The sequence below is a fragment of the Ferrigenium kumadai genome, from assembly GCF_018324385.1.
GTDB classification, from domain to species: Bacteria; Pseudomonadota; Gammaproteobacteria; order Burkholderiales; family Gallionellaceae; genus Gallionella; species Gallionella kumadai.
In genome coordinates, this window is the sequence record NZ_AP019536.1 from 149,878 (window position 1) to 167,450 (window position 17,573).

17 protein-coding genes are annotated in these 17,573 nt (G+C 60.9%); 12 read left to right on the forward strand and 5 right to left on the reverse strand.

All coding sequences use genetic code 11. From position 1 onward, the window contains the following. Window positions 1-29: 29 nt before the first annotated feature. The gene (locus FGKAn22_RS00655) at window positions 30-218 is read right to left on the reverse strand and encodes a hypothetical protein (RefSeq protein ID WP_212786081.1); all 189 of its coding nucleotides are present in this window, start codon (window positions 216-218) and stop codon (window positions 30-32) included. A 12-nt stretch (window positions 219-230) separates the two neighbouring features. Next, the gene (locus FGKAn22_RS00660; RefSeq protein ID WP_212786082.1) at window positions 231-1,865 is read right to left on the reverse strand and encodes an anti-phage dCTP deaminase; all 1,635 of its coding nucleotides are present in this window, start codon (window positions 1,863-1,865) and stop codon (window positions 231-233) included. Window positions 1,866-2,107: 242 nt separating this feature from the next. On the opposite strand from FGKAn22_RS00660, the gene argS reads away from it, so the two are divergent. From argS to FGKAn22_RS00685, 5 genes are read left to right on the forward strand one after another with little or no spacing between them, the layout of a single operon-like run. Next, complete coding sequence (gene argS, locus FGKAn22_RS00665; protein WP_212786083.1) at window positions 2,108-3,784, forward strand: arginine--tRNA ligase; 1,677 nt, start codon at window positions 2,108-2,110, stop codon at window positions 3,782-3,784. Between the two features lie 11 nt (window positions 3,785-3,795). Further along, window positions 3,796-4,434: an SPOR domain-containing protein gene (locus FGKAn22_RS00670; RefSeq protein WP_212786084.1), complete on the forward strand. Its 639-nt coding sequence runs from the start codon at window positions 3,796-3,798 to the stop codon at window positions 4,432-4,434. Between the two features lie 30 nt (window positions 4,435-4,464). Next, complete coding sequence (locus FGKAn22_RS00675) at window positions 4,465-5,088, forward strand: thiol:disulfide interchange protein DsbA/DsbL (RefSeq protein ID WP_212786085.1); 624 nt, start codon at window positions 4,465-4,467, stop codon at window positions 5,086-5,088. A gap of 19 nt (window positions 5,089-5,107) precedes the next feature. Next, window positions 5,108-5,902 carry an SDR family oxidoreductase gene (locus tag FGKAn22_RS00680; protein ID WP_212786086.1) on the forward strand — a complete coding sequence of 265 codons (795 nt, stop codon included), beginning with the start codon at window positions 5,108-5,110 and terminating at the stop codon, window positions 5,900-5,902. A gap of 8 nt (window positions 5,903-5,910) precedes the next feature. After that, a complete protein-coding gene (locus FGKAn22_RS00685; protein WP_212786087.1) occupies window positions 5,911-6,630 on the forward strand; it encodes a class I SAM-dependent methyltransferase in 720 nt (239 codons plus the stop codon). Here FGKAn22_RS00685 and gatB read toward each other — a convergent pair. From gatB to gatC, 3 genes are read right to left on the reverse strand one after another with little or no spacing between them, the layout of a single operon-like run. Further along, complete coding sequence (gene gatB, locus FGKAn22_RS00690; RefSeq protein WP_212786088.1) at window positions 6,627-8,078, reverse strand: Asp-tRNA(Asn)/Glu-tRNA(Gln) amidotransferase subunit GatB; 1,452 nt, start codon at window positions 8,076-8,078, stop codon at window positions 6,627-6,629. The genes FGKAn22_RS00685 and gatB overlap by 4 nt on opposite strands. 9 nt (window positions 8,079-8,087) lie before the next feature. Continuing rightward, a complete protein-coding gene (gene gatA, locus FGKAn22_RS00695) occupies window positions 8,088-9,542 on the reverse strand; it encodes an Asp-tRNA(Asn)/Glu-tRNA(Gln) amidotransferase subunit GatA (RefSeq protein WP_212786089.1) in 1,455 nt (484 codons plus the stop codon). Window positions 9,543-9,548: 6 nt separating this feature from the next. Then, on the reverse strand, window positions 9,549-9,836 hold the full coding sequence (gatC, locus tag FGKAn22_RS00700; protein WP_212786090.1) for an Asp-tRNA(Asn)/Glu-tRNA(Gln) amidotransferase subunit GatC: 288 nt from the start codon (window positions 9,834-9,836) through the stop codon (window positions 9,549-9,551). Between the two features lie 82 nt (window positions 9,837-9,918). Between gatC and FGKAn22_RS00705 the strand changes: the two genes are divergently transcribed. From FGKAn22_RS00705 to FGKAn22_RS00735, 7 genes are all read left to right on the forward strand, one after another. Continuing rightward, a complete protein-coding gene (locus tag FGKAn22_RS00705; RefSeq protein ID WP_212786091.1) occupies window positions 9,919-10,962 on the forward strand; it encodes a rod shape-determining protein in 1,044 nt (347 codons plus the stop codon). A gap of 36 nt (window positions 10,963-10,998) precedes the next feature. After that, window positions 10,999-11,904, forward strand: coding sequence for a rod shape-determining protein MreC (gene mreC, locus FGKAn22_RS00710; protein WP_212786092.1), 906 nt, complete (start codon window positions 10,999-11,001; stop codon window positions 11,902-11,904). Continuing rightward, window positions 11,901-12,419 (forward strand): rod shape-determining protein MreD, encoded by a 519-nt coding sequence (gene mreD / locus FGKAn22_RS00715; RefSeq protein WP_212787235.1) that lies wholly within the window; start codon window positions 11,901-11,903, stop codon window positions 12,417-12,419. Before mreC ends, mreD begins: the two co-directional genes overlap by 4 nt. Further along, window positions 12,416-14,317 (forward strand): penicillin-binding protein 2, encoded by a 1,902-nt coding sequence (gene mrdA / locus FGKAn22_RS00720; protein ID WP_212786093.1) that lies wholly within the window; start codon window positions 12,416-12,418, stop codon window positions 14,315-14,317. The genes mreD and mrdA overlap by 4 nt, the downstream gene beginning before the upstream one ends. After that, on the forward strand, window positions 14,310-15,407 hold the full coding sequence (gene rodA, locus FGKAn22_RS00725) for a rod shape-determining protein RodA (RefSeq protein WP_212786094.1): 1,098 nt from the start codon (window positions 14,310-14,312) through the stop codon (window positions 15,405-15,407). Before mrdA ends, rodA begins: the two co-directional genes overlap by 8 nt. Window positions 15,408-15,417: 10 nt before the next feature. Continuing rightward, complete coding sequence (locus tag FGKAn22_RS00730) at window positions 15,418-16,350, forward strand: septal ring lytic transglycosylase RlpA family protein (RefSeq protein WP_212786095.1); 933 nt, start codon at window positions 15,418-15,420, stop codon at window positions 16,348-16,350. Window positions 16,351-16,412: 62 nt separating this feature from the next. Further along, window positions 16,413-17,519, forward strand: coding sequence for a phospholipase A (locus FGKAn22_RS00735; protein WP_212786096.1), 1,107 nt, complete (start codon window positions 16,413-16,415; stop codon window positions 17,517-17,519). The last annotated feature ends 54 nt before the right edge of the window (window positions 17,520-17,573 follow it).

The following is a 17,573-nucleotide window of genomic DNA, read 5'->3' on the forward strand; positions in this document are numbered from 1 at the left end:
CTCTTTGCGAGTCGGGGACGTGCCAAATGCTAAGCGAGAGTGTGCTTCTTATCCTTATGGGGGATGTCTCGTTGAGAACTTTTTTGGTCGGCAGTAGCACGGCCAAGAAAAACATCACATCCCTCAAGGCGCAATGTAGATTTGCGTGAATCAGACCAACTATTGAAGGTTCTTTGTGCCATTTGAACTTGATGCGCAAGGCTATTTACTTTTTTCATGGCGAGCCTCCTTTATGGGTTCGGTTCATTGAGGTCTAAGGATAGGCTAACTTGTAGCTTTTCAGCAAGGAGTGGAATCTCGTTTGCGACAATCGCGGTCTCAAGGTCTCTGTAAGTGTTCATGAAACGCAGGAATCGGGGTTTGGGGTCTTGTCTCCAATCTATTGCTCTACCTTCCGCATCTTTCCTTGAATCGCGAGCATCGAAAATGTCCTGATAACGTCTGGGAGCTATTCCTTCAAAGGGTTCAAAGTTTACATGGTCCGTGGATGGGACTAGAGGATCTACACTAATGGAGTCTTGGTGTAGTTGCTTGGCCTTACTTTTGGGATACGGCTCAACATAAACGACGCGCGTAATCCCGCTGGCGACTATGTGCCTAGCACACATGTGACAGGGGAAGGTGGTGCAAAACAACGTTGCACCACGAACGGAGATGCCGAGTCTTGCTGCAGACATTAGTGCTGCCATTTCTGCGTGAACGCTGCGACCGAACTCGAGTAAGTTCATTACCCTGGTTCCCTTCAGTACATCTTTTTTGTTTCCTGATACAAGGTCTTGGACCAGATTATCCAACTTGGATTTTCCGACATTGGAAAGCAATCCGTGGTTACTGAATCGTTCTAGAAGTTCGCCAAGAACTTGGGTTCGTTCCTCGGCCATAGCGTCGATTCCTTTCTGGAAATCTCGAGCATCACCTTTGTCTCCCGGCCAATATAGGTCGCCACCAGCTTTGGGAACCTCGTTGCAACCAACGGCAACTAAATCACCTTCATTGGTAAGAATGGCGGCCCCGACTTGTCTATTCAAATCAGCAGATCGAAGCGCGGCTGATCGGGCGTGATACATGCCATGCTCATTACGAGATGGTGTGTGAAAAACGTTGCCAAAAAGTAATTGAAGAAACCGACTAATTTGTGCTTCCAAAGAAGGTTTGTTTCGCCCATCTACGAAAAGGTCTGCTAATGGAAATGCATCTTTTACGTCCTGCCCAAGGGATAAACTCTCTTCCAGTTCATCTCGCTCTACCAACTCTTCAGCTTTAGCCCGGGCATTTTTACTACTGCCAAATTGTGATTTGCTAATCCGGTCGGCCAGTGCAGTTACTCTCATTTCTCTGGGCGAATATACTGAAATGAGGAAAAAGCCCTTGCCATAAACATTGCGCAAGGTTTCGATTTCATGTGGGTGTTTTAATGACTGCAAAATATAAGCATTATTCTCTTCTGCATGCTCGCCAAATTTTTCTTCTCGAATTCGCATTATTTCGGCGATTCCGAGAAGTGCAACGGCGTCGCCGCGTTTACTTTCTGTGCGAAGTCGAGTGCCCTCCGTCATCAAATTTGAAATTCGTTTGTCTTCTGCTTCCTTGCGGTGATCAGAACTGAAAAAAGCCTCAATCTGTTTGCTTAATCGGATGGTTTCTGCTTTGTAATTTAATGCCTTAAGCTCTTTTGTAAGCACTGAAATTACGGGATCAAGATTTACACCAACTGGGCCAACCAATCCAAATACAAGTTCAGGGTGGTCGTTGGGCGTGAGAGGGGAGGCTAGATCAGATGATGGGTGCGGGACTGAATCTTGTTTCCGTGTTCTTCTAGTACCAGATCTAGCTGTCTTTTCCACGCCGACTTTCTTTGTGGTCATGGTCTCCCCTTTCTAAGAACGAAATAGAAATCTAGCCAAAAATAAATGAACTACTGCGCACTGAAATGCAAAATGTACCGAAATTGAATTGTTTTGACTAATTTTTAACAAACGAGTGGGCAGCTTCGCATTTTTTTCGCGCATTCTCGAATTGAAAACATGGCTGGCTGCACCCGCCATGCGATTTTATGCTGCCGGCCCCCAAATGCTATAATTCGCGCCTCTTTTGAAGGCGTAAAGCAATGTCCGCAGTCCTGAATTTCAAATCTCATCTTTCCGAATTGTTCGCGCAGGCCTTGCGCGAGGTCGCGCCGGATCATGCCGATACGGCCATCGTCATCGAGCGTCCCAAGCAGGCCTCGCACGGCGACTATGCCTGCAACCTGGCGATGCAGCTGGCGCGGCCGCTGCGCAAGTCGCCGCGCGACATCGCGAATGCACTGATCGCGGCGCTGCCCAAGACCGATTTCATCTCGAAGGTGGAGATCGCCGGCGCGGGCTTCATCAACGTGTTCATTGCCACTGCGGCCAAGCGGTCGGTGGTGAACGGCGTGCTGGAGGCAGGCGCGGGCTACGGCCACGTTCACGTCGGCGCGGGCCGCAAGGTTCAGGTGGAATTCGTCTCCGCCAACCCGACTGGGCCGTTGCACGTGGGCCACGGGCGCGGCGCGGCGGTGGGCGATTGCCTGTGCAACGTGCTGCATGCGGCGGGCTGGAACGTGACGCGCGAGTTCTATTACAACGATGCGGGTGTGCAGATCGACAACCTGATGTTGTCGGTGCAGTTGCGCTGCAAGGGCATCACGCCGGACGATCCGTCCTGGCCCGAGTCCGGCTATCGCGGCGATTACATCGTCGACGTGGCGAACGCCTACATGGCGAAGGAGACCGTCGAGGCGGACGACCAGCACATCACCGGCAAGGGCGATGCGGACGATGCCGAAGCCATCCGCCATTTCGCCGTGGCCTATCTGCGCCGCGAGCAGGATCTGGACTTGCGCGCCTTCGAGGTCGAGTTCGACGTGTTCTCGCTCGAGTCCGCGCTCTACACCGACGGCAAGGTGGAAGAGACGGTGAAGAAGCTCATCGCCAGCGGCCATACCTACGAGCAGGACGATGCGCTGTGGTTGCGCACCACGGATTTCGGCGACGACAAGGATCGCGTGATGCGCAAGAGCGACGGCGGCTACACCTACTTCGTGCCGGACGTGGCCTACCATCTGGACAAGTGGCGTCGCGGTTTCGAGCGCGTCATCAACGAGCAGGGTTCCGATCACCACTCCACCATCACCCGCGTGCGCGCCGGTCTGCAGGCGTTGAATGAAGGCATCCCCAAGGGTTGGCCGGACTACGTGCTGCACCAGATGGTGACGGTGCTGAAGAACGGCGAAGAGGTGAAGATCTCCAAGCGCGCGGGCAGCTACGTCACGTTGCGCGACCTGATCGACGAGGTGGGCTGCGATGCGACGCGCTATTTCCTCGCCGCACGTTCTCCCGATTCGCAGCTGGTGTTCGACATCGATCTGGCAAAATCGCAAAGCAACGACAACCCGGTGTACTACATCCAGTACGCCCATGCGCGCGTGCATGCGGTGCTGGCGCAGTGGGGCGGCGACCGCCAGAGCCTGCTGCAGGCCGACGTGAGCGCATTGGAGAGCGAATACGAGACGCAGCTGCTGCAACGCATGATCGATTTCCCGCAGGTGATCGAGACGGCTGCCGAAGACCTCGCGCCGCACCAGATCGCCTTCTACCTGAAGGAATTGGCCGCCGATTTTCACAGCTACTATAATGCCTCGCGCTTCCTGGTCGAGGACGAGAAGGTCAAGCTGGCACGGCTGGCACTGATCATGGCGCTGGCACAGGTGCTGAAGAACGGCCTGGCGCTGCTCGGGGTGAGCGCGCCGGAACAAATGTAAGGGACGATGGCATGAGCAGAAACACAGGCAACAAATCGGGCGGGGCACGCAAGGGCGGCAGCGGCAGTCCGTTGCTGACCGGCATCCTCGTCGGCATGGTGATCGGCGTGGCGATGGCGGCGGGGCTGGCTTGGTTCATCATGAAGTCGCCCAGCCCGTTCGTGCAGAACGAGCAGGTGACGGCGAAGCCGGCTGCCGCGGCAAAACCGCAAGCACAGCCTACCGTCGTCGTGCCCGGTGCCACGCCCGGCGCGCAGCCCGCGGCGGCGCCCGCTTCCGGGGTGAACGGCGACAAGCCCCGCTTCGAGTTCTACAAGGTGCTGACCGACAAGCAGGAAACGACCGTCGCGCCCGCAGCACCTGCCGCGAAACCCGCCGGCAAGCCGCAGCCGGAGAGCAAGCCGGTCGCTGTCAGCGGGCCGCAGTTCCTGCAGGCCGGATCATTCTCCAATGTCGCCGATGCCGAGAAGGTGAAGGCCAGGCTTGCGATGATGGGCGTCGAAGCCAGCATCCAGACCGCGACCATTCCCGACAAGGGCGTGTGGCACCGGGTGCGCCTGGGACCATACAAGAGCGCGGATGAGATGAACAAGGTGCTCGCGACGCTGAAACAAAACGGCATCGACGCCACTCCAATCCGCGCGCAATAAGCGTAGTCACCATCCAAAAAGGAGCGATAAGTGAGAAACCTGATCAAGACCCTGATTGTCATCACAGCATTGTTGTTCGGAAACGCGGCATGTTCCGCGGAAGTCGGCAAGGATTACAAGCTGCTGAACCCGGCGCAGCCGACCAGCACCAAGAAGATCGAGGTCTTGGAGTTCTTCTTCTACGAGTGCTCTCACTGCTATCACCTGCATCCGCTGCTGGCAGCATGGGAAAAGACCATGCCGAAGGACGTCGAGATCACCTACGTGCCGACCATCTTCCGCGACTCGACCACGCCGCTGGCGCTCACCTATTACGCGCTGGAGAGCATGGGCAAGATCAAGCAGCTGGACGATGCGATCTACCAGGGGATCCATGTTCAGAACGCGGAACTGTATGACCTCGATTCGATCGCCTCTTTCGTTGCGAAGCAGGGGGTGGACCGCGCCAAATTCACGGCGGCCTACAACTCGTTCGCCATGCAGAGCAAGGTGGTGCGCGCCAAACAGATGATCCGCAGCTACGGCATCAGCGGCACGCCCACCCTGGTGGTGGACGGCAAGTACGTGATCACCGGCCTGCTGCCGGCGGACGCCATCCGCGTGCTGGATGAAGTGATCGCGCTGGCGCGCAAAGAGCATTCCAAGAAGAAATAGTGAAAGTTGTCGGCTCTGCATGGCCAATCGACTAGGCCGTCAAAATACGCCGGCCAAGTCTCTGGTCATAAGTGGCGCGTCGAGCGGCCTGGGTCTGGCCCTCGCGCGCCATTATCTTGAGCGCGGCGCGACCGTCGCCGCCTTCGCCCGCCGCGGCGAGTTGCTGCAAGCCCTATCCACGGAATTTCCCGGCAAAGTCTTTTGCTACACGCTGGACGTGCGCGATGCGGCGGCCATTCGCAATGCCGCCGCCGATTTCATGTCGCACGCCGGCGTGCCGGACATCGTCATCGCCAATGCAGGCGTAAGCATCGGCACGCTGACCCGCTATGCCGAGGATAACGATGTGTTCAGGCATGTGATGGATATCAACGTGATGGGCATGGTGCAGACCTTCCAGCCGTTCGTCGAAGCGATGCGCGAGGCGAAGTGCGGCTCGCTGGTGGGTATCGCCAGCGTCGCCGGTTTTCGCGGACTGCCGGGGGCGGGTGCCTACTCCGCTTCCAAGGCTGCCGCCATCTCGTATCTGGAATCGCTGCGGGTGGATCTGCACGGCAGCGGCGTGCGCGTGGTGACTATCTGCCCCGGCTACATCCGCACGCCGATGACCGATATCAATCCCTATCCCATGCCGTTCATGCTGGAAGCCGACGAGGCCGCGCGGCGCATCGCGCGCGTGATCGATTGCGGCAGTTCGTTCGCCGTGGTGCCGTGGCAGATGGGTTTGGTCGGGCGCGCGTTGAAGCTGTTGCCGAACTGGCTGTATGACCGGCTGTTCGCCAACGCCCCGCACAAGCCGCGCGGTTCGTTATAGGTCGGCCGATGCGCCTGTATGAGAGATTCCTCAAGGGTGGCGTGCCGGAATATCTGGCGCGGTATTACTGGTGGGCCTATCTGTGGGAGAAGAGCATCTGGTTCTTCGATCATCAGCCCATCATCAACGCCATTCTGTTCGGTCAATACGATACGCTGCTCAAGAAGACCCTGGCACAGGTCGAAGCCAGGCCGGGGGCGCAGCTGCTGCAACTGACCTGTGTGTACGGCAAGCTCACGCCCTCGCTACTGAAACATACCGGCAACGAAGTGCATCTGTGTGACGTGGCGGTGGGGCAGTTGAATCTGGCGCGCAGCAAGACGCTGGAAGCGTCCGGTCAATGCCACCTGGCGCGCATGAATGCCGAGACACTGGGCTATGCGGACGATGCATTCGATCAGGCGATCGTGTTCTTCCTCTTTCACGAACTGCCTACGCAGGCGAGGCAGCATGTCTATGACGAAATCGCGCGCGTGGTGAAGCGGGGCGGCTCAGTGCTGGTTACCGAATACGGCAGCACGCCGCATCGCCACTGGCTGTATCGGTTTGCGCCGTTCCGTTGGTTGCTCGGTCGGCTGGAGCCGTTCCTGCCGGGATTCTGGCAGGAAGACGTCAATGCGAAATTGAGTGAGGCATTACAGAAGCGGGGCAAGGCCCTGGCGGGCGAGCCGCAGGTCGAGCATTGCTTTGCCCGGTTCTATCGCGTGATGCGCTTCGACCTGCTTTAACCAGCCAGCTTCTGCTTCAGGATGTCGTTGAGCTGAGCCGGGTTGGCCTTGCCCTTGCTGGCCTTCATGGCCAGGCCGACGAAGAAGCCGAACAGCTTGTCCTTGCCGCTGCGGTACTCCGCGACCTTGTCGGCATTGGCGGCGATGATCTCGTCCACCAGCGCTTCGATCGCGCCGCTGTCGGAGACCTGCTTCAAGCCCTTCGCATCGATGATCGCATCCGCGTCGCCGCCTTCCGCCCACATGGTGCGGAACACTTCCTTCGCACCGGAGTTGGAGATGGTGTTGTCGGTGATGCGCTGCAGCATGCCGCCGAGTTGTTGTGCGCTGATCGGGCATTGCTTCATGTCCAGGCCATCGCGGTTCAGCTGGGCGCTTACTTCGCCCATGATCCAGTTGGCGACGAGCTTCGCATCCTTGGGCACGGCAGCCAGCACGGTTTCGAAGAAGTCCGCCATCTCGCGCGAGGCGGTAAGGATGTTTGCGTCGTACGCAGAGAGGCCGAGATCGTTCACGTAGCGCACCTGCTTGACGTGCGGGAGCTCCGGCAGCGTGGCGCGCACCTGCTCGATCCAATCATTGCTGATGTCCAGCGGCAGCAGGTCGGGATCGGGGAAGTAGCGGTAGTCGTGCGCTTCTTCCTTGCTTCGCATGGAGCGCGTCTCGCCGGTGTCCGGATTGAACAGTACCGTGGCTTGATGCACCTTGCCGCCGTTCTCGATGGTGTCGATCTGCCATTGCACTTCGTAGTCGATGGCCTGCTGCATGAACTTGAACGAGTTGAGGTTCTTGATCTCGCGGCGCGTGCCGAGCGGCTCGCCGGCTCGGCGTACCGATACGTTGACGTCGCAGCGGAACGAGCCTTCCTGCATGTTGCCGTCGCAGATGCCGATCCATTGCACCAGCGCGTGCAGCGTCTTGGCATAGGCCACGGCCTCGGCGGCGGAACGCATGTCCGGCTCGGACACGATCTCCAGCAACGGCGTACCGGCGCGATTGAGGTCGATGCCGGTCATTCCGTGGAAGTCTTCGTGCAGCGACTTGCCGGCATCCTCTTCCAGATGGGCGCGGGTGATGCGCACCACTTTCTCATAGGGTTTCGCGTTGCCTGAAAGCGGCTCGACCTGGATGGTCAGCGCGCCCTGTCCCACCACCGGCAGATCGAACTGGCTGATCTGGTAGCCCTTGGGCAGATCGGGATAGAAGTAATTCTTGCGCGCGAACACCGAGCGCGGTGCGATGTGGGCGCCGGTGGCGAGGCCGAACCTGATGGCGCGTTCCACCGCGCCGCGATTCAATACCGGCAGCACGCCGGGCAGCGCGAGGCTCACCGCGTCCGCCTGTGTGTTCGGCTCAGCGCCGAAGGCGGTCGATGCGCCGCAGAATATCTTGCTGTTGGTCGAGAGCTGCGCGTGTACTTCCAGCCCGATGACGATTTCCCAAGTCATGATGTTTCCTTACAGCCCTTGCGGCGCGCGGCTGTGCCAGTCGGTCGCCAGTTGATATTGATGCGCCGCGTTGAGCATGCGCGCCTCGTCGAAATAGTTGCCGATGATCTGCAGACCCACCGGCATATCGTTGCTGCCGAAGCCGCAGGGGATCGACATGCCGGGCAGGCCCGCCAGGTTCACGGCGATGGTGTAGATGTCGGACAGGTACATCTGAACCGGGTCGTCGCCCTTCTCGCCCAGCTTGAACGCGGTGGACGGCGAGGTCGGTCCCATGATGACGTCGCACTGCTTGAATGCCTCGGTGAAGTCCTGCGCGATCAGGCGGCGGATCCTCTGCGCCTGGATGTAGTAGGCGTCGTAGTAGCCGTGGGAGAGCACGTAGGTGCCGATCATGATGCGGCGCTTCACTTCGGTGCCGAAGCCCTGTGCCCGGGTCTTCTCGTACATGTCGGTGAGGTCGGTGTAGTCCGGCGCGCGATAGCCGTAGCGCACGCCGTCGAAGCGCGACAGGTTGCTCGATGCTTCGGCGGGCGCCAGCACGTAGTACACCGGGATGGACAGCCTGGTGTTCGGCAGGCTGATGTCGACGACGGTCGCGCCGAGCTTCCTGTATTCGGCGATGGCAGCCTCGACGGCTTGCGCCACATCGCTGCCCAGTCCTTCGGCGAAGAATTCCTTCGGCAGTCCGATGCGCAGGCCGCTCAGCGGCTTGTTCAAATCACGGGCGTAATCCTCTTTCTCGCGTTGCAGCGATGTCGAATCGCGTTCGTCGAATCCTGCCATCGCGTTCATCATCAGCGCCAGGTCTTCCGCGCTGCGTCCCATCGGGCCGGCCTGGTCCAGGCTGGAGGCGAATGCGATCATGCCGTAGCGCGAGCACACCCCGTAGGTGGGCTTCAGGCCGGAGATGCCGCACAGCGCAGCCGGCTGGCGGATCGAGCCGCCGGTGTCGGTGCCGGTCGCGGCCGCGCACAGGCGCGCGGCGACGGCTGCGGCTGTGCCGCCGGACGAGCCGCCGGGCACGCGCGCCGTACCCCACGGATTCTTAACCGTACCGAAGTACGAGGTCTCGTTCGACGAGCCCATGGCGAACTCGTCCATGTTGGTCTTGCCGAGGTTCACTGCGCCCGCGCGGTTGAATTGCTCGATGACGTGCGCGTCATAGGGCGCGACGAAATTCTCGAGCATCTTCGAGCCGCAGGTGGTGCGCCAACCCTTGGCGCAGAAGATGTCCTTCTGGGCTATTGGAATGCCTGTCAGGGGGGGGGCCTCGTTCTTCGTAATGCACTGGTCGGCGGCACGCGCCTGCGCCAGCGAGGCTTCGGGGTTCAGCGTGACGTAGGCGTTGAGCTCGGGATTGAGCCTGGCGATGCGGTCGAGATAGAGCTGCGTCAGTTCGACGCTGGAGATCTTTTTGGCGCGCAGTGCGTCGCCGAGTTGCTTCAGGCTGGATTCAAACATGGTGCGTTATTCGATGACTTTGGGAACGAGGTACAGACCCGCCTCGACCTGCGGGGCGATGGCCTGGAAAGCCTCGCGCTGGTTGGTTTCCGTGACCTTGTCCTCGCGCAGGCGCTGCGACAGATCCTGGGCGTGGGACATCGGTTCGATGCCGGTGGTGTCGACGGCCTGCATTTCGGCGATCAGGTCGAAGATGCCGGAGAGTTGAGCGCGGGCGGTTTCGATTTCCGGTCCGGTCATCGCCAAGCGGGCCAGACGGGCGACTTTTTCAACATCCTGGGTGCTTAAAGACATAGCAAAAATTTTATTGAAATAAGGCTTATAGGGTATCATACGCGGCTTCTACGGCACACCTCTTTGACTTTCGGGACACAACATGTTTGGATTTTTGAACGGCTACTTTTCCAATGACCTCGCGATCGACCTCGGTACCGCGAACACGCTGATCTGGGTGCGCGGGCAGGGCATCGTGCTGAACGAGCCCTCGGTCGTCGCGATCCGCCAGGAAGGCGGTCCGAACGGCAAGAAGGTGATCCAGCAGGTCGGTCTCGCCGCCAAGCAGATGCTGGGCCGCACCCCGGGCAACATCACCGCGATCCGCCCGATGAAGGACGGCGTGATCGCCGACTTCACCGTCACCGAGCAGATGCTCAAGCAGTTCATCCGCAAGGTCTACAAGGCCAGCATCTTCAGCCCGAGCCCGCGCATCGTGATCTGCGTGCCTTGCGGTTCGACACAGGTCGAGCGCCGCGCGATCCGCGAATCCGCAGTGGGCGCCGGCGCGCGCCGCGTCGAGCTGATCGAAGAGCCGATGGCGGCCGCGATCGGCGCAGGCCTGCCGGTGGAAGAGGCGACCGGTTCGATGGTGGTGGATATCGGCGGCGGCACTACCGAAGTGGGCGTGATCTCGCTGGGCGGCGCGGTGTATTCCGGTTCCGTGCGCGTCGGCGGCGACAAGTTCGACGAGGCGATCATCAATTACATCCGCCGCAACTACGGCATGCTGATTGGCGAGACCACCGCCGAAGAGATCAAGAAGACCATCGGTTCCGCATTCCCGGGCTCCGAAGTGCGCGAGATGGAAGTGAAGGGCCGCAACCTCGCCGAGGGCGTGCCACGCAGCTTCACCATCTCCAGCAACGAGATCCTCGAAGCGCTGACCGACCCGCTCAACAGCATCGTCAGCGCGGTGAAGACCGCACTGGAACAGACCCCGCCGGAACTCGGCGCCGACATCGCCAACAAGGGCATGGTGCTGACCGGCGGCGGCGCGCTGCTGCGCGACCTCGACCGCCTGCTGATGGAAGAGACCGGCCTGCCGGTGCTGATCGCCGACGATCCGCTGACCTGCGTGGTGCGCGGTTCCGGCCGTGCGCTGGAAAGCATGGACAAGTCCACCAACATCTTCACTACTGAATAATCCTCACGCATACCCGCCACTAAAAGCCGCGATTGCATGGATAACTCGCAATCCCTCCAGTTCTTCAATCGCGGGCCCAGCCCCGCGGTGCGGCTGGTGTTCTTCTCCGTATTGTCGCTGCTGCTGCTGTTCGTCGACGCGCGCTACCGCTACCTGGAATCCACGCGCAGCGCCCTGTCGGTGCTGGTCTCGCCGGTGCAGCGCCTGGCGACCATGCCCGCCGAGCTGTGGAGGCAGGCCGGAGAGTTCTTCGTGACGCAACGCAGCCTGGTGGATCAGAACCAGGCATTGCAGCAGCAGCACGAACGCGATGCCGCGCAGCTGTCGCAGCTGCAGTCCATGCAGCAGGAGAACCGGCAATTGCGCAATCTGCTCGAACTGCCGCAGCGCAGCGAATTCTCCGCGATGGCCGCCGAGATCCTGTACGCCGAGCGCGATGTGTTCAAGCGCAAGGTGCTCATCAACAAGGGCGAAAACGCCAAGATCCAGGCAGGACAGGTGGTGATGGACGACCTGGGCATCGTGGGGCAGGTCACGCGCGTCTATCCGTGGTTGTCCGAGGTGACGCTGATCACCGAGAAGGACTACGCCGTGCCGGTGCAGATCTTGCGCAACGGCCTGCGCACCATCGTGTTCGGCGCGGGCGACACCAGCCAGCTGTCTTTGCGCTACATGCCGGTCAGTTCCGATATCCAGAACGGTGACCTGCTGGTCACCTCCGGGATCGACGGCGTTTACCCGCCGGGCATACCGGTGGCCAAGGTGATCAAGATAGAACGCGATGCTGCCTATCCGTTCGCGCGGGTGTCATGCCTGCCGGTGGGTGGGGTGGACCGACAACGGCATCTGCTTATCCTGTCCGGCGTACCCGGATTGCCGGAGCGTCCGGCGGAGCAGTCTGCGGAAGGCGGCAAGGAAACCGCGGTGGAGAAAAAACAGTGACCTACCTTCATCCATCCAATCCGGAGATCCAGCGTCCCGTCAGCAATCTCTTCATCCTGCTGACCGTGCTGGTCGCGCTGTTCCTGAACGGGCTGCCGTTGGAGGGGATATGGCTGATGATGCGTCCGGATTTCGTCGCCGTGGTGCTGCTGTACTGGTGCACGCATAACCCGTTGCGCCTCGGTGTAGGCCTGTCGTGGGCGGTGGGCATACTCGCCGACGTGGCCGATGCCAGCCTGTTCGGCCAGCATGCGCTGGCCTATACGTTGCTGGCCTTCGGCGGTGTGGTGTTGCACCGCCGCCTGCAGATGTTCGATCTGCGCCAGCAGACCACGCAGGTGTTCATCATCCTCGTTCTGACCTATGCGGTGTATGCGCTGGTGCACTGGCAGGTGAACGGCTATGTGGTGTGGCCGTATTTCCTCGGTTGCCTGACGTCGACCTTGTTGTGGGCGCCACTCAGCATCATGTTCCAGGCGATGCGGCAGTTGCGCGTGGACCGTGAGCATCCATGAGCAAGCATGTCGAGCTAAAAAACCACCAGCGCGAGATCTTCTATTTCCGGTTGCGGCTGGCCATCAGTATCGGTTTCGTGCTGACGCTGTTCGGCATCCTGCTGGTGCGTTTCATCTACCTGCAGGTGGTGCGTCACGACTACTACCAGACGCTGGCCGAGAGCAACCGCATCTCCGTTGTGCCCATCGTTCCCAACCGCGGCCTGATCCTCGACCGCAACGGCGTTGTGATGGCGCACAACTACTCCGGCTATACGCTGGAGGTCACCCCGAACAAGACCAAGGGCCTGGAGGCCACGATCGACGAGCTGTCCACGCTGGTGGAGATCACCCCGAGGGACCGCAAGCGATTCAAGAAGCTGCTCGCGGAAAGACGCAACTTCGAGACACTGATGATCCGCAACAAGCTCACCGACGAGGAAGTCGCGCGCTTTGCTGCGCAGCAATACCGCTTTCCCGGCGTCGAGATCAAGGCGCGCCTGTTCCGCGACTATCCCTACGGCGACAAGACCGCCCACCTCATCGGCTACATCGGGCGCATCAACCAGACCGATGTCGAGCAGCTCGAAGAGAACGAACAGGCGGCCAATTACCGCGGTTCGGATTACATCGGCAAGACCGGCCTGGAGCAGAGCTACGAGGACGAGCTGCACGGCACCACCGGGGTGGAGCAGGTCGAGGTGGATTCGGGCGGCCGGGCGGTGCGCATGCTGTCGCGTTCCTCGCCGGTGTCCGGCAATACGCTGGTGCTGAGCGTCGATGCGAAGCTGCAGGAGATCGCCTTCCAGGCGTTCGGCAACTACCGCGGTGCGCTGATTGCGATCGACCCCAGCAACGGGGAGGTACTGGCCTTCGTCAGCAAGCCCGGCTACGACCCCAGCCTGTTCATCGACGGCATCGACTTGCAGACCTGGGACGAGTTGAACAATTCGCCCGACAAGCCGATGGTCAACCGCGCCGTAAACGGCGCTTATCCCCCGGGTTCGACGTTCAAGCCCTACATGGCGCTGGGTGCGCTGACGCTCGGCAAGCGGCGTCCCGAGCAGACCATCTTCGATCCCGGCTATTTCACTTTCGGCAACCATACCTTCCGCGACGACAAAAAGGGCGGCCACGGCTCAGTCGACATGTACAAGTCCATCGTCGAGTCATGCGACACCTACTACTACACGCTCGCCAACGACATGGGCATCGACAATATCTCCAATTTCATGCGCCAGTTCGGTTTCGGCCAGCGTACGGGCATCGATATCGAGGGCGAGTCGGAAGGCGTGCTGCCGTCGCAGGAATGGAAGCGCAAGCGTTTCAAGAAACCCGAGCTGCAGAAATGGTATGCGGGCGAAACCATCTCCATCGGCATCGGCCAGGGCTACAACGCCTATACGCCGATCCAGCTCGCCCAGGCGGTGGCGACGCTGGCCAACAACGGCGTGATGTACCGGCCGCACCTGGTGAGGCACATCACCGACACGCGCACCGGCGAGAAGACGCTGATCGAGCCGAAGTCGCTGCGCACCATCCCGCTCAGGCAGGAGGACATCGACGTGATCAAGCGGGCCATGATCGGCGTCAACAAGGAAGGCACCGGCGCCGCCGCCTTCGCCGGCGCGGGATACGTCTCGGCAGGCAAGACCGGTACCGCGCAGGTGTACTCGCTGAAGGGCGAGAAATACAGCGAAGGACACGTCAAACAGGAACTGCGCGACCATGCGCTGTTCATCGCGTTCGCTCCCGCGGACCAGCCGAAGATCGCGCTGGCGGTGCTCGTGGAGAACGGCGGCTTCGGCGCGGCGACTGCTGCTCCGATCGCGCGCAAGGTGCTGGATTATTACCTGCTCGGCAAGGTGCCGCAGCCGCTGCCGGACGATGCGGCGAAGGAGGGGGACGGAAATGACTAAGCGGCAACTGTGGCAGCGTTTCATCGAGCATCTCGACGTGCCGCTGCTGATCGGCATCGGCCTGCTGATGCTGGTCAGCCTGCTGGTGCTCCACAGCGCGGACAACGCCGGCTGGGGGCGTCCGATGAGCCAGGTGCTCAACATCGTGGTGGCCTTCACCTGCATGTGGCTGATCGCGAACCTGCCGCTGCATTACCTGATGCGCACCGCCGTGCCGATCTACGTGCTGGGCATGGTGTTGCTGATCGGCGTGGCGCTGTTCGGCGAGATCAGCCACGGCGCCCGGCGCTGGCTGAACCTCGGCGTCGCCACCATCCAGCCTTCCGAGCTGATGAAGATCGGCGTGCCGCTGATGATGGCGTGGTACTTCGAGAAGAACGAGGCCACGCTGACGATGAAGAACTACGTCGTTGCGGCGCTGCTGCTGCTGGTGCCCGTGGCGCTGATCGCGCGCCAGCCCGACCTCGGCACGGCGATCCTGATCTCCGCGAGCGGCTTTTACGTGCTGTTCCTCGCAGGTCTTTCCTGGAAGGTGATCGGCGGCATGTTCGTTACTGCGCTGGCCAGCGCGCCGGTGCTGTGGTCGATGCTGCACGACTACCAGCGCCACCGCATCCTGATGCTGCTCGACCCTTCGCAGGACGCGCTGGGCAAGGGCTACCACACCATCCAGGGCATGATCGCGGTCGGTTCGGGCGGCATCCTCGGCAAGGGCTATCTGGAAGGCACGCAAACCCACCTCGACTTCCTGCCGGAGCGCACCACCGACTTCATCTTCGCGGTGTATTCGGAAGAGTTCGGCCTGCTCGGCAACCTGATCCTGCTGGCCATCTTCCTGTTCGTCATCGGGCGCGGCTTCATCATCACCGCGAACGCCTCGACCTATTTCACGCGCCTGATGGCGGGCTCCATCACGCTGACCTTCGCCACCTACGCGTTCGTCAACATGGGCATGGTCAGCGGCATCCTGCCGGTGGTCGGCGTACCGCTACCGCTGGTGAGTTATGGCGGTACCTCGATGCTGACCCTGCTGCTGGGTTTTGGTATGCTGATGAGCATCGAGACGCATAAAAAGCTGGTCAAATCCTAGGAGGAACCGCATGAGCAGGCAAATCGCAATTCTGGCACTGGCCATGACACTCGCCGCCTGCGGCAGCACGCCGCAACGCCAGGTGGAAACGCGCAGCACTCCTGCGCCCGTCGAGAGCCGCGTGGTCGGCACGCCGGGCGCCGCACCCGTCCCCGGCAGCGGCGGCTACCTCGCCGGCGACGGTCCCGGCGCGGACGTGCCGGCCAACCTCGATGTGATCCCCGATGCCGTGCCGCGCAGCGAACCGCTGCACCGCTACGCCAACCGTCCCTATGTCGCGCTGGGCAAGACCTACACGCCGCTGACCGTCTCCGGCAATTTCAAGGAACGCGGCATCGCCTCCTGGTACGGCAAGAAATTCCACGGCCAGCGCACCTCCAGTGGCGAGGTGTACGACATGTACGGCATGAGTGCCGCCCATCCCACCCTGCCGATCCCCAGCTACGCGCGCGTCACCAGCGTGGCGAGCGGCAAGTCGGTAGTGGTGCGCGTCAACGACCGCGGACCGTTCCTGCATGATCGCGTGATGGATCTGTCCTACACCGCCGCGCACAAGATCGGCATCATCGGCAACGGCAGCGCGGAAGTCGAGATCGAAAGCCTCTCCCCCAACGCGGTCGTCAACAGCGTCGCCAAGGTCGAACCCGTGCAGAGCAGGCCGCTGGAGAAGGCCGAGCCGGCCAAGTCCGCTTCGTCCGCGCCGGTGGCTGCCGGCAATGTCTACCTGCAGCTGGGCGCTTTCAAGTCGCAAGAAGCCGCCGAGAGCTTCGTAGCGAAGATGCGCGCCGAACTGGGCGAGGCCGGCAAACAGATCACCCTGTTCGTCAAGGACGGCCTGACCCGCGTGCATCTCGGTCCCTATGCCAGCCCGAACGAAGCGCGCAGCAGCGCGGAGGGATTGCAGGGCAAGCTGGGTTTCAAGCCGATGGTGAACTTGCACTGATTTTTACGCTCTGAGCCAGTTCCTTTATACCAGCGAGGCGCGAGGAGGCGCTGCTGACGACAATGAATCTGCGCTCGTTCCTGATACCGGCCGCCTTTTGTGCGGCCTTTTCCCACAATGCTCTCGCTGCGGAAGCCGACTTGCTGCAATGTGCGGCCAAGGCCGACGACGCCGCACGGCTGAAGTGCTATGACGCGCTCGCCGCATCCGCACGTCGCCCGGCAAGCGTGCCGCCGGCCGCAGTTTCCGAGGCTGCACAGGCACACGTGAATCCGGCCACGGCGCAATCGACTGAAATCCCTTCAGCCCCCGCTGAAACTGAGAGTAACCACCAGGAACGCACCTACCTCACCCGTGCATGGAACCTGGACGGCAGGGCCAGGGAAGGCGGTACGCAGCTGACACCGCTCAGGCCCTACCGGACGAGTTACCTCATCGCGCGCAAGTCGACCCGGGTGAACACACAACCCTCATCTCCCGCTCCGGGTCATGCGACCCCGGTGCCGCTCGACCTCGACTCAATGGAAGCGAAGTTCCAGTTCAGCTTCAAGGCTGAGATCATGAACTACCGGCATATCAGCCTGCTGGGCTTCGACGACTTCCGGCTCTGGGGCGCCTACACCCAGCAATCCAACTGGCAGGCATTCAATGCGCGCAACTCCGCGCCTTTCCGCGAGACCAATTACGAGCCGGAGCTGATCGCCACCTTCGGCACGGGCAACCAGAGCGGATTCAGGATGCTCAACGTCGGCCTGGTGCATCAGTCGAACGGCAAAAGCGCCACCGATTCGCGCAGCTGGAACCGCGCCTACCTGCAAGGCGGATGGGAATGGGACAACGGCCTGAGCGTACTGGCGCGCGGCTGGTGGCGCATTCCGGAGAATGCCGCGAACGACGACAACCCCGACATCCAGAGCTATGTGGGGCGCGCCGATGCCGTGATCCGCTGGGAGCCGGACAAGACCCAGTCGGTCTCGCTGCTGCTGCGCAACAACCTGAACTTTGGAAAGAACCGCGGCTTCATGCAATTCGACTGGACCACGCCGCTGTTCGTCGGCAAGTCGGCGAAGTTTTACACCCAGGTGACATCCGGTTTTGGCGAGAGCCTGATCGATTACAACCACCGGCAGACGACGTTCGGGATGGGGGTGTCGTTCAGGGAGTGGTAGTAAAGCTACTGATGAAACCACTAGCCATTCGACTAGGCCGTCCAAAAACAACGG